7 protein-coding genes are annotated in these 13,195 nt (G+C 54.3%); 6 read left to right on the forward strand and 1 reads right to left on the reverse strand.

Translation table 11 applies throughout. From position 1 onward, the window contains the following. Positions 1-1,312 precede the first annotated feature (1,312 nt). The 6 genes from pilC to carB all read left to right on the forward strand — a co-directional run bounded on the left by pilC (position 1,313) and on the right by carB (position 11,718). The gene (gene pilC / locus Q3O12_RS04915; RefSeq protein ID WP_301669602.1) at positions 1,313-4,297 is read left to right on the forward strand and encodes a PilC family type IV pilus tip adhesin; all 2,985 of its coding nucleotides are present in this window, start codon (positions 1,313-1,315) and stop codon (positions 4,295-4,297) included. 1,108 nt (positions 4,298-5,405) lie between these two features. Continuing rightward, positions 5,406-6,536 (forward strand): glutamine-hydrolyzing carbamoyl-phosphate synthase small subunit, encoded by a 1,131-nt coding sequence (carA, locus tag Q3O12_RS04920; protein WP_301669603.1) that lies wholly within the window; start codon positions 5,406-5,408, stop codon positions 6,534-6,536. A 61-nt stretch (positions 6,537-6,597) separates the two neighbouring features. Next, positions 6,598-6,855 carry a SemiSWEET family transporter gene (locus tag Q3O12_RS04925; RefSeq protein WP_003711592.1) on the forward strand — a complete coding sequence of 86 codons (258 nt, stop codon included), beginning with the start codon at positions 6,598-6,600 and terminating at the stop codon, positions 6,853-6,855. A 141-nt stretch (positions 6,856-6,996) separates the two neighbouring features. Then, entirely contained in the window at positions 6,997-7,392 is a 396-nt protein-coding gene (locus tag Q3O12_RS04930; protein WP_118777996.1) for an endonuclease domain-containing protein, read from the forward strand. A 450-nt stretch (positions 7,393-7,842) separates the two neighbouring features. Beyond that, positions 7,843-8,472, forward strand: a complete 630-nt coding sequence (locus Q3O12_RS04935) for a DUF6037 family protein (protein ID WP_301669604.1) — start codon at positions 7,843-7,845, stop codon at positions 8,470-8,472. Positions 8,473-8,502: 30 nt separating this feature from the next. Then, the gene (carB, locus tag Q3O12_RS04940) at positions 8,503-11,718 is read left to right on the forward strand and encodes a carbamoyl-phosphate synthase large subunit (protein WP_301669605.1); all 3,216 of its coding nucleotides are present in this window, start codon (positions 8,503-8,505) and stop codon (positions 11,716-11,718) included. Positions 11,719-12,071: 353 nt separating this feature from the next. Here the strand turns inward: carB and queA are convergent, their stop codons facing one another. Then, entirely contained in the window at positions 12,072-13,112 is a 1,041-nt protein-coding gene (gene queA, locus Q3O12_RS04945; protein ID WP_301669606.1) for a tRNA preQ1(34) S-adenosylmethionine ribosyltransferase-isomerase QueA, read from the reverse strand. Positions 13,113-13,195: the final 83 nt, after the last annotated feature.

A 13,195-nucleotide genomic window follows, 5' to 3' on the forward strand; every position in this document is an offset into this window, starting at 1 on the left:
AATGCCGTCTGAAACCCCGCACCGCCACAACGGCGGCACACAGGCGGACGCGCAGGATAGGCGCAGGGTATTTCGCAGGTCAGGCGCAGCGTAGGTGCAGGATGGGCACAGGGTGCGCCGTAGTATGGGCTGTAGGGCGGACTGTAGGGTGGGCGTAGGGTGGGCTTCAGCCCACCAAATCCACCAACCCCCGCCGCCGTCATTCCCGCGCAGGCGGGAATCCAGGTCTGTCGGCGCAGAAACTTATCGGATAAAACGGTTTCTTGAGATTCCGCATCCTAGATTCCCACTTTCGTGGGAATGACGGGATGTAGGTTCGTGGGAATGACGTGGTGCAGGTTTCCGTACGGATGGATTCGTCATTCCCTCGCAGGCGGGAATCCAGGTCTGTCGGCGCGGAAACTTATCGGATAAAACGGTTTCTTGAGATTTTACGTTCTAGATTCCCACTTTCGTAGGAATGACGGAATGTAGGGTCGTAGGAATGACGGTTTAGGTATTTTTATAGCAAGCCGTAGGGTGGGATGCCGCCGGAGGGCATCATATTCTTGGAATAGCGCATTAAAAAGAGTATGATAATGGAAACACAAAAGATTCCGGCAATGCCCGTGCGCCGTTCCCGTCCGTCATTACGGACGCGCGAGGCGGATGCGTAAGGTGGGTTGTAAGGTAGGATGTAGGGTGGGCTGTAGGGTGGGCTTCAGCCCACCACATCCACCAGTCCCACCGATTCCACCGCATCAAAGGTTTTCGGCGGAATCGGCGGGTGTCGGCAAACCGGCGGACGTGGTTGGAATTGACGGAATAGGCGGGATTAATGGATTTGGTAACATTGGTGGATTTTGTGGGATTGGTGGAGTTGGTGGGCTGAAGCCCACCCTACAGCCCACCATACAACCACCTCCGTCATTCCCGCGCAGGCGGGAATCTAGGTCTGTCGGCGCAGAAACTTATCGGGTAAAACGGTTTCTTGAGATTTTGCGTTCCGGATTCCCACTTTCGTGGGAATGACGGAATGTAGGTTTGTGGGAATGACGGCGGCGGAATCGGCGGGATTAATGGATTTGGTTGGATTGGTGGGCTGAAGCCCGCCCTGCAAAACACACTGCGCCCGCCCTGCAAAACCCACGAAACACCCTGCGAAACATATGTTTCGGCACGCAGGGCGGCACATAAAGCGTCGCCCTATGTGCCGCCCCGATTCGGAAGGGGGTGCGCCCCTCCCAAACAAAGTCTGATTCTGCCGCCGCGAAGGACGGATGTCCAAGTGGCGGGGTTTCACCCAAAAAGGAAAACGGAAAAGGAAAACGATATGAAAAAAACACCCAAACGGCACTTGCTCCTCCATACCGCAATTTATACCGCGATGCTCTTGGCGGTATCGTCCCAACAGGCGTTCGGCGCGGGCGATAGTGAAACTTTCAACTTTATCGTCAAAGACGACGGCAGCGTAGAAGGCGGTAAGATACCCGGCGGTCAGGGCGTACGCAACGGTCGGAAATTGTCTATTCCGAAAGGTCAACCCGATTCGGTAAGCACAAAACAAGCGTGTACTGATCTAGGAATCACACCCGGAACTCCAGAATGTAATTTTATCGTGTCGCTGACTGACGAATTTACCTACGCAAACACCGACACGCTGCTTGCGGGCAAGGTCGGCAAGCTGAACCTCGGCGGCGGTCCCGCCCCGCTGTGGGGCAAGGTTTCCGGGCTTGATGCCGACAATATGGCGGGGCGCAAAACCGACAGTTGGCTGACGACCGTCCATAAAGGGAAGATGGGTTATGATTTTACCGGCATCAGCTGCTTCCTCAAGGGCGTGGGCGTATCGACGGGTCAAAGCCGCCAGTGTCCCAACCTGCCTTTCAAATTTTATTTCAACTTTAAGGACAGCGCACTCGATCCCACCTCGGCGGGAACCAGTCCGGACGGCCTGCCGATATACAAGCTGAAAGACCATCCGTGGCTGGGCGTTTCCTTCCAATTGACTAAATCGAGCGGCACTGCGCCGCAATGGATAACCATTAATAATGACCATACGCTGCTAAACGAAATGATTACCCAGCCGACAGGGGAAAGAAGCAGCGGCAGAGCCTTCGCCCTGCGCGCCAAGCTGCACCTGTTGGGTACTCCGGGCAGCCTCAACGCCCAAGAAATCAAACTGGGCGAGATTAATATGCCCGACTTCAACTTTATGCCGTATAACGCAAACGGCAGGGGTCGGACGGGTACTCTGTATAAGATACATGAACAAGGCCATATCGACGTAAAACTCCAGCTTCCCAGCATAGGCGCGGGTGGCTGTACGCGGGCGCAATATACCGCCGCCGGACCGGACGGCAGCCAATACGCCATCGTCGCCCCCGCCCCTTTGGGCTCGGGTTTCCCGAACAAGGCGGCGGCGGTCGTTACCGATCCCAAGTCGGCAAGCAGCCGCATCCTCTTTTACACCTTGGATAAAAACAATAAGAAAAACGGCGGCGCGGATTATCTGCCAAGCAAAGGTTTTACCGAACCCGTCTTTGCCGGACGCAAGGCGGCAATCCGCCTGGCAAACGGCGTATCCTTGAGCGACAGCAATATTAACGGCATTACGAATGGCACGTTCGGTATCGGCAGCTTGGGAAACAATCAAGACGAATGGAAAACCGTGCTGCTGCGCTGGACCGACCGGCGCGATGGAAACGACAATCAGTTTAACTATTTTAACAATGCGATAGATGCCTCAACACGCGGCAAACTGTATAGCCAGCAATACCGCATCCGCGACAACGGCAAACGCGATTTGGGCGACATCGTCAACAGCCCGGTAACGGCGGTCGGCGACTATTTGGCAACCGCCGCCAACGACGGGATGGTGCATATCTTCAAAAAAAGCGGCGGCGGCTACAATCTGAAGCTCAGCTACATCCCCGCTGAAATGCCGCGCAAAGATTTGGATAACGCGGATTCCACTTTGGCAAAAGACCTGCACAACTTTGCCAACGAAAACTACACGGGCGGTTTGTACGGCGTGGACGGCGGCTTTGTCTTGCGCCAATACAAAGATCGCGTGTTTATGTTCGGCGCGATGGGTCAGGGCGGCAAAGGCGCGTATGCCTTGGATTTGACCAAGGCCGACAGCAACCAAACCGGCGTTTCCCTGTTTGACGTAACAAACAACGGCTTGGGCTACACCGTCGGCACGCCGCAAATCGGCAAAACCCACAACGGCAAATATGCCGCCTTCCTCGCTTCCGGCTATGCGACTAAAGATATTAACAGCGGCGATAATACAACCGCGCTGTATGTATATGATTTGGAAAGCAGCGGTACTCTGATTGCAAAAATTACCGTACCCGGCGGCAAGGGCGGGCTTTCGTCCCCCACGCTTGTCGATACGGACTTGGACGGCACGGTCGATATCGCCTATGCCGGCGACCGGGGCGGCAAGATGTACCGATTTGATTTGGGCGGCAACGACCCGACCAGATGGTCTGCACGCGCCATTTTCAACGGCACAAAACCGATTACTTCCGCGCCCGCTATTTCCCAACTGAAAGACAAACGCGTCGTCATCTTCGGCACGGGCAGCGATTTGACTGAGGATGATGTGGCAAGCCAAGACATCCAACACGTTTACGGTATTTTCGATAACGATACGGAATCTTTGCCGGCAGAAGACGGATTGGGCAAAGGGCTGCTTGAGCAAGTGCTGACAAAAGACGGCAATATGCTGTTCTTGAGCGACTACAAAAGGTCTGACGGCTCGGGCGACAAGGGCTGGGTAGTGAAATTGCAGCCCGGACAGCGCGTTACCGTCAAACCGACCGTGGTATTGCGTACCGCCTTTGTAACCATCCGCAACTACAATGCCAACGGCTGCGGCGCGGAAACCGCATTTTTGGGCATCAATACCGCCGACGGCGGCAGGCTGACGAAGAAAAGCGCGCGCCCCGTCGTGCCGGATAACCGCGTGGCAAAAAAAGTCGGCGAGAAAAAAGACGCAAAAGGCAACAATATCCCCGTGGGCTGTATGGAAAAAGGCAGTGAAACCGTCTGCCCGAGCGGATATGTTTATCCGAAACTGCTGACCGCAAGCTATCTGGACAGCCAAAAAACAAGCGATCACCCGACAACGGCAGACGGCGACGCGGGCGGCAGCGGCAATGACAACACCCCCTTCCAAAAATCCGGCAACCGCTGCTTCTTCAGCAAAGGCGTGCACACGCTGCTGATGAACGATATGTCCGACTTGGATGTTGCCGGCCCGATCTGCAATATGAAACGGGTAAGCTGGCGCGAAGTCTTCTTCTAACCCGCCCGCGCAGCCGATTCCCCCGCAAATGCCGTCTGAAAGGTCTTCAGACGGCATTTTTTTGCGTTTTTCGGGAGGGGGCAAATGAAACGCCGACAAACCGATGCCGTCATTCCCGCGCAGGCGGGAATCTAGGATGCAGGATTAAGGAAACCTACATCCCGTCATTCCCACGAAAGTGGGAATCTAGGACTCAGGACTGGAGAAACCTTCAGTTTTATCCGATAAGTTTCTGCACCGACAGGTCTGGATTCCCGCCTGCGCGGGAATGACGGTTCAGTTGCGTAGGACTGGATTGTGAAAAGGGGCGGATTCGGTGTATTCGATGAAAACGGTGGAAATGTGGGATTGATGGAATCGGTGGGCTGAAGCCTACCCTACAAGAGCGTTCAGACGGCATTGTTTGCGTTTTTCGGGATGGGGGGTAAATGAAACGCCGACAAACCGATGCCGTCTGAAAATGGCGGGATACGGCGGAGGTGTTGGAATTGGCGGAATCGGAGGGCTGAAACCTACCCTACGCAACACCCTGCGGCGTACTCAAATCAACACGGAAACTTATGTGCCGTCATTCCCGCGCAGGCGGGAATCTAGAATGCGGGATTAAGGAAACCTACATCCCGTCATTCCCACGAAAGTGGGAATCTAGAACTCAGGATTGAAGAAACCGTTGTACCCGATAAGTTTCTGCGCCGACGGGTCTGGATTCCCGCCTGCGCGGGAATGACGATTCGGGTATTCCTGACGATTCGGGTATTCCTGACGATTCGGGTATTTCTGACGGTTCGGGTATTTCCATAGTTTCGCCGGGCGGACGTGGGGAAATGCGTAACGGGCATAGTGGGCGCGGAGCGGGCGGTTTTATGCCCCGGATTTCCGTTTTCGCGCGAACATATCAGCCCGCCTGCCGCGTTTGCGCTTGAAATCGGGTAGGTTTCGTCTTAAAATATGCTGCTTTCAGGGTATAGGCACTTGCCCGAAAAGCACGTTACGCGTCTATCTTGCGCGGCGTGTTTTTTTTTGACCGGATTTTTCCGACCGGATGCCCCCTGCCGAAGTCCCTTCAGACGGCATTGTCAAGAATTTTATTAAAAACAGGATTCCCATCATGAGCACCCCCGCCCTCCTCGTCCTCGCTGACGGCAGCGTATTTCACGGCACATCAATCGGTTACGAAGGTTCGACTTCCGGCGAAGTCGTGTTCAACACTTCGATAACCGGCTATCAGGAAATCCTGACCGACCCCTCCTACTGCAAACAAATCGTTACCCTCACCTACCCACACATCGGCAACACCGGTACCAACGCCGAAGATGAAGAAAGCCGCAGCGTTTATGCCGCCGGCCTGATTATCCGCGACCTGCCGCTCTTGCACAGCAACTTCCGCGCCTCAGAAAGCCTGCACGACTATCTGGTACGCAACAAAACCGTCGCCATCGCCGACATCGACACCCGCCAACTGACCACGCTGCTGCGCGAAAAAGGTGCGCAAGGCGGCGCGATTCTGACAGGTGCGGACGCCACAATCGAAAAAGCGCAAGAACTCATCGCCGCGTTCGGCAGTATGGTCGGCAAAGATTTGGCAAAAGAAGTTTCCTGCACGGAAACTTACGAATGGACGGAAGGCGAATGGGAATTGGGCAAGGGTTTCGTTACCCCTGACGAACAGCCTTACCACGTCGTCGCCTACGATTTCGGCGTGAAAACCAACATCCTGCGTATGCTCGCCTCGCGCGGCTGCCGCCTGACCGTCGTCCCCGCCCAAACGAGCGCGGAAGACGTGTTGGCACTCAATCCCGACGGCGTGTTCCTGTCCAACGGCCCCGGCGACCCCGAGCCTTGCGACTACGCCATCAAAGCCGTACAAAAACTGATGGAAAGCGGCAAACCGATTTTCGGCATCTGCTTGGGACACCAGCTCATCAGCCTCGCCATCGGCGCGAAAACCCTGAAAATGCGCTTCAGCCACCACGGCGCGAACCACCCTGTGCAAGATTTGGACAGCGGCAAAGTCGTCATCACCAGCCAAAACCACGGTTTCGCCGTCGATGCCGACACCCTGCCAACCAACGCACGCATTACCCACAAATCCTTGTTTGACAACACATTGCAAGGTATCGAACTGACCGACAAACCTGTGTTCTGCTTCCAAGGCCACCCCGAAGCCAGCCCCGGTCCGCAAGATGTCGGCTATTTGTTTGATAAATTCATTGGCAATATGAAGGCGGCAAAACAATAAACCGGCTGTTCGGACGGCATCCCGACACCGTTTCCCGCCCCCAAAATCAGAAAGGAATATTTTGACCGAAAAACAAACACGCATCCTTTCCGCCGCTGCAACCCTGACCGCCATAGGTATGTACGTTTCCTATATCCCGCAAATCCAAAACAACCTCGCGGGCAACCACGGATCGCCGCTGCAACCCTTTGTCGCCGCCATCAACTGCACATTATGGACTGCCTACGGCTTTTTGAAAGAAAAACGCGACTACCCTGTCATATTGGCAAACATCCCCGGCATCTTTTTGGGCCTGATTACGTTTATCACCAGCTTTTAAGGAAGTTTTCAGACGGCCTGTGCAAAATAAAAAACAGCCTGCACAAGCTGTTTAGTTTACAGAACCCTTAATTCCAACAGCCGCACCGTCCTCTCTCCCCGTGGGAGAGAGTTAAAGAGAGGGCAGTAAGCCGACAACAAAATGAGTACGCACGAGAAACTCTTGACCGCCGACAACCCCGTCCTGCGCCAACGCGCCAAAGCCATGCGTCAAGAAATGAGCGAGGCGGAAGCAAAATTGTGGCAGCACCTGCGGGCAGGCCGTCTGAACGGCTACAAATTCCGCCGCCAGCAGCCGATGGGGAATTATATTGTTGATTTTATGTGCGTAACGCCCAAGTTGATTGTCGAAGCAGACGGCGGACAGCACACAGAACAAGCCGCATACGACCACGCGCGGACGGCATATCTCAACAGCTTGAGCTTTACCGTACTGCGTTTTTGGGACCACGAAATTTTGCAGCAGACAAACGATGTGCTCGCGGAAATCCTGCGCGTATTGCAGGAATTGGAAAAGCAAGCTGCACAAGCTGATTAGTTTACAGAAACCTTAACCCCAACAGCCGCCTCATCCTCTCTCCCGTGGGAGAGAGTTAGAGAGAGGGCAACAAGCCGCAAGGCTTGTGTTTGGGCGGTGAAGGTGTTGGGAAAGATTGCCGAAATTCAGAGGTACCCTCTCCCCAGCCCTCCCCCACGGGGGAGGGGGCAGGTTGCAGCAGGTTTGGCAGTTGCAGGCGGTTTGAGAAAGAATGCCCGAGATATCAACAGCAGGAATTTTTCAGGTAGCCTTTATCGCAAGGAAGATGGAACAAATGCCGCGAGCGTTTTTTCAGACGACCTTTGAACCCGTCGGTAGGGTGTGTGCCGCAAGGCACGCACGCGGTGGTTGGGGTTGCAGGGAAAATGGAGAACGCGTGCGTGCGTACCGCGCACGCCCTACATGCGGGCTACGGCTTGCTTACTAAGTACATTTATTTAGGAATATGAAATGGCGCTCAACAATTTAAGAGATTTACTGGATGATATGAAGAGTAAAAACAGAACGATTGAAGCATTTCCTTTTAATTATAATCAAGGGCAATATGCTGTTATTTTGACCAGATATAAACCTGATGAATCCAAACCGCATCAATCTGCACAAGCAAAATTAGAGTTTTTTAATTTGAATAGTGGTAATTCAATATTTGCATACGCTAATTTTTCTCAAGTTAATTTCAAAAATGCTAATGATTTTATTAATTTTTTTAAAATTAATGTTCAAGCTGGTACTGCGACAATCAGAGAAATTTTTCAGAGTTTTAGTAATTTTTTTGCAGATTTCATTCCAACACAAACTAAAAAAGATTTAGACATAATTTATAAAAGGATTGTAGCTACTCGTTTAGAACCTAACTCTCCTAACACTATTTATTGTTATGATGTCCGTAGAAACGGGAAAGATAAGGCTGGTAAGCCTAATCGCAGGAGCGTGGAAAATAGTGAAAAAGCAAAAATTTTGCGCCCAGAGTTATACGAAAAATTTAAAGCCGATAGTAATTACAGTTTTTTCTTTTCAGATAATCCAAGTGATGAAAAAACAGATGCAGAAATAATTAGAGAAGTTACCAATCGTCAATAATTCAAATTATTCAAAAGAAAGACCAACCCCATGCCCAAACGTACCGACCTAAAATCCATCCTTATCATCGGCGCCGGCCCTATCGTTATCGGTCAGGCCTGCGAATTTGACTATTCGGGCGCACAGGCCTGCAAGGCTTTGCGTGAAGAAGGCTATAAAGTCATTTTGGTGAATTCCAACCCCGCCACGATTATGACCGACCCTGAAATGGCGGATGTTACCTACATCGAGCCGATTATGTGGCAGACGGTAGAGAAGATTATCGCCAAGGAGCGGCCCGATGCGATTCTGCCCACGATGGGCGGCCAGACCGCGCTGAACTGTGCGCTGGATTTGGCGCGCAACGGCGTGCTGGCGAAATACAATGTCGAACTGATCGGCGCGACGGAAGACGCGATCGACAAGGCGGAAGACCGCGGCCGCTTTAAAGAAGCGATGGAGAAAATCGGCCTCTCCTGCCCGAAATCCTTTGTCTGCCACACGATGAACGAAGCCTTGGCGGCGCAGGAGCAGGTCGGCTTCCCGACGCTGATTCGCCCGTCTTTCACGATGGGCGGTTCGGGCGGCGGCATTGCCTACAATAAAGACGAGTTTTTGGCGATTTGCGAACGCGGTTTCGATGCGTCGCCCACGCACGAACTGCTGATTGAGCAGTCCGTCCTCGGCTGGAAAGAGTACGAGATGGAGGTGGTGCGCGATAAGAACGACAACTGCATCATCATCTGCTCGATTGAAAACTTCGACCCGATGGGCGTACATACGGGCGACTCGATTACGGTTGCGCCGGCGCAAACGCTGACGGACAAGGAATACCAAATCATGCGCAACGCAAGCTTAGCGGTATTGCGCGAAATCGGCGTGGACACGGGCGGTTCGAACGTGCAGTTTGCGGTAAACCCTGAAAACGGCGAGATGATTGTGATTGAGATGAACCCGCGCGTGAGCCGTTCATCCGCGTTGGCATCCAAAGCAACGGGCTTCCCGATTGCGAAAGTGGCGGCAAAACTGGCGGTCGGCTTTACGCTGGACGAGTTGCGCAACGACATCACCGGCGGCAAAACCCCCGCGTCGTTCGAGCCGTCCATCGACTATGTCGTAACCAAAATCCCGCGTTTCGCGTTTGAAAAATTCCCCGCCGCAGACGACCGCCTGACCACGCAGATGAAGTCGGTGGGCGAAGTGATGGCGATGGGCCGCACGATTCAGGAAAGCTTCCAAAAAGCCCTGCGCGGCTTGGAAACCGGCTTGTGCGGCTTCAATCCGAGAAGCTCCGACAAAGCGGAAATCCGCCGCGAACTGGCCAACCCCGGCCCTGAGCGTATGCTGTTTGTAGCCGATGCGTTCCGTGCAGGCTTCACCCTGGAAGAAATCCACGAAATCTGCGCCATCGACCCCTGGTTCTTGGCGCAAATCGAAGACTTGGTAAAAGAAGAAAAATCGGTTTCAGACGGCATTTTGAGTGATTTGGATTTCGCCGCCCTACGCCGTCTGAAACGCAAAGGCTTCTCCGACAAACGTTTGGCACAATTGTTGAACGTAAGCGAAAAAGAAGTGCGCGAACACCGCTACGCGCTGAACCTGCATCCGGTTTACAAACGCGTCGATACCTGCGCCGCCGAGTTCGCCACCGAAACCGCCTACCTCTACTCCACTTACGAAGAAGAATGCGAAGCGCGTCCTTCCGACCGCAAAAAAGTGATGATTCTCGGCGGCGGCCCGAACCGCATCGGTCAGGGCATCGAGTTTGACTACTGCTGCGTTCACGCCGCGCTCGCCCTGCGCGAATCGGGCTTTGAAACGATTATGGTGAACTGCAACCCCGAAACCGTGTCCACCGACTTCGACACCAGCGACCGCCTGTATTTCGAGCCGCTGACTTTGGAAGACGTGTTGGAAATCGTCCGCACCGAAAACCCGTGGGGCGTGATTGTGCATTACGGCGGTCAAACCCCGCTCAAACTCGCCAACGCATTGGTTGAAAACGGCGTGAACATCATCGGCACGTCCGCCGACAGCATCGATGCCGCCGAAGACCGCGAACGCTTCCAAAAAGTGTTGAACGACTTAGGCCTGCGCCAACCGCCCAACCGCATCGCACACAACGAAGAAGAAGCCCTCGTCAAAGCCGAAGAAATCGGTTATCCGCTGGTCGTGCGCCCGTCTTATGTTTTGGGCGGACGCGCGATGCAGATTGTCCACTCCGCCGAGCAGTTGCAAAAATACATGCGCGAAGCCGTGCAGGTTTCCGAAGACAGCCCCGTGCTGCTCGACTTCTTCTTGAACAACGCAATCGAGGTCGATGTGGACTGCGTTTCAGACGGCAAAGACGTGGTTATCGGCGGCATTATGCAGCACGTCGAACAGGCGGGCATCCACTCCGGCGACTCCGGCTGCTCGCTGCCGCCCTACTCCTTAAGCGAAGAAATCCAAGACGAAATCCGCCGCCAAACCAAAGCGATGGCGTACGCGCTGGGCGTGGTCGGACTGATGAACGTACAGTTTGCCGTACAAGACGGCGTGGTGTTCGTATTGGAAGTGAACCCGCGCGCCAGCCGCACCGTCCCCTTCGTCTCCAAAGCCACCGGCGTGCCGCTCGCCAAAGTCGGCGCACGCTGTATGGCAGGCATTTCCCTGAAAGAACAAGGCGTGGAAAAAGAAGTCGTCCCCGATTTCTATGCCGTTAAAGAAGCCGTGTTCCCCTTCATCAAATTCCCGGGCGTGGATACGATTTTGGGACCGGAAATGCGCTCTACCGGCGAAGTGATGGGCGTGGGCGCAAGCTTCGGCGAAGCCTACTACAAAGCCCAACTCGGCGCAGGCGAACGCCTGAATCCGACCGGCAAAATCTTCCTCTCCGTACGCGAAGAAGACAAAGAACGCGTCATCAAAACCGCTAAAAACTTCCAAGTTTTAGGCTACGGCATCTGCGCCACGCGCGGCACGGCGCAATACCTGACCGAACACGGGCTGATTGTGCAGACCATCAACAAAGTACCCGAAGGCCGCCCGCACATCGGCGACGCGCTGAAAAACGGCGAAATCGCACTGGTCGTGAACACCGTTTCCAGCGATCCGCAATCCGTGTCCGACAGCCACATCATCCGCCAAAGCGCATTGCAGCAACGCGTGCCGCAATACACCACCACCGCCGGCGGCGAAGCGATGAGCGAAGGCGCGAAAAGCCGCGACCATCTGGGCGTGTACAGCGTTCAAGAGTTGCACGGGCGTTTGAAAAACCGCAACTGATGCCTGAATCAGGTTGAACAATGCCGTCTGAAGCCGTTTTGCGGTTTCAGACGGCATTTTGTTGCACATAGCCTTCACTTTCTTTTTATAGTGGATTAACAAAAATCAGGACAAGGCGACGAAGCCGCAGACAGTACAAATAGTACGGAACCGATTCACTTGGTGCTTGAGCACCTTAGAGAATCGTTCTCTTTGAGCTAAGGCGAGGCAACGCCGTACCGGTTTTTGTTAATCCACTATACTTTTAAGCCCCCCGATTTGGGGCGGTGGATTATCCAACTGCCGGACATCCGAAAAAATACCGCCCGAACCACGGTTCAGACGGCATCTGTTTGTCAACGGACGGCGGCGGTTTAAATCCCGCCCCCTTCGTTCCGCCCCAAAACCATCGCATCGCCGTAGCTGAAGAAACGGTATTCGCGTTCAACCGCATGACGATATACGGCGCGGATATGCCCCATACCCGAAAACGCGCTGACGAGCATCAGCAGCGTCGATTTCGGCAGATGGAAATTGGTAACCAGCCTGTCGGCAACATTAAAACGGTAGCCCGGCGTGATGAAAATATCGGTATCGCCCTGCCCCGCTTTCAGACGGTCTGTCTCGCGCGCGGCAGACTCGAGGGCGCGCATGGAAGTCGTGCCGACCGCCCAGACTTTGTTCCCCCGTGCTTTTGCCGCCTCAACGGCGGCGGCGGTTTCAGACGGCACTTCAAACCATTCGCTGTGCATTTTGTGTTCTTCAATTTTTTCCACACGCACGGGTTGGAATGTCCCCGCACCGACGTGCAAGGTTACTTCTGCGGTTACCGCGCCTTTGTCTTTCAGGCGGCGCAAAAGTTCTTCCGTAAAATGCAGGCCCGCCGTCGGCGCGGCGACCGCGCCCTGATATTTGGCATAAACAGTCTGGTAGCGGCTGTCGTCGTCCGCATCGGCGGCACGTTCGATATAAGGCGGCAGGGGCAGGTGTCCGTTCTGTTCCAAAAGTTCGTAAACGGTCTCTCCGCCTTCAAAACGCAGGCAGAACAGTTCGCCCTCACGCCCGACCATCACGGCGCGGATGCCGCCTTCAAACACCAGCCCCATACCGGGCTTGGGGGACTTGGACGAACGGATATGCGCCAGTGCGGTATGGTTGTCCAACACGCGCTCAATCAGGGCTTCGATCCTGCCGCCGCTGTCTTTCTGCCCAAACAGCCGCGCCTTCATGACTTTGGTGTTGTTGAACACCAAAACGTCGCCCGCCTCGACATAATCGGGCAAATCGCCGAACACCCTGTCTTGCAGCGGCATATCCGGCAGCGCGACCAAAAGGCGGCTGCTGCCGCGCACCTCGGGCGGATGCTGGGCAATCAGGTGTTCGGGCAGGGTAAAGTCAAAATCTGAAATATCCATTTTTACACTCTCGTTCGGGCAAGCCGCCATTATACGCACTTTAGCCTTTTTTCAGACGGCATCTTTGCCCGAAAAACCAACAG

Source organism: Neisseria benedictiae, from assembly GCF_958267435.1.
Classification (GTDB): Bacteria; Pseudomonadota; Gammaproteobacteria; order Burkholderiales; family Neisseriaceae; genus Neisseria; species Neisseria bergeri.

What these genes read in the sequence shown, in the direction of transcription:
- pilC (WP_301669602.1), top strand. Translation starts at nt 1,313, where the DNA reads ATGAAAAAAACACCCAAACGGCACTTGCTCCTCCATACCGCAATTTAT.
- carA (WP_301669603.1), top strand. Translation starts at nt 5,406, where the DNA reads ATGAGCACCCCCGCCCTCCTCGTCCTCGCTGACGGCAGCGTATTTCAC.
- Q3O12_RS04930 (WP_118777996.1), top strand. Translation starts at nt 6,997, where the DNA reads ATGAGTACGCACGAGAAACTCTTGACCGCCGACAACCCCGTCCTGCGC.
- Q3O12_RS04935 (WP_301669604.1), top strand. Translation starts at nt 7,843, where the DNA reads ATGGCGCTCAACAATTTAAGAGATTTACTGGATGATATGAAGAGTAAA.
- carB (WP_301669605.1), top strand. Translation starts at nt 8,503, where the DNA reads ATGCCCAAACGTACCGACCTAAAATCCATCCTTATCATCGGCGCCGGC.
- queA (WP_301669606.1), bottom strand. Translation starts at nt 13,112, where the DNA reads ATGGATATTTCAGATTTTGACTTTACCCTGCCCGAACACCTGATTGCC.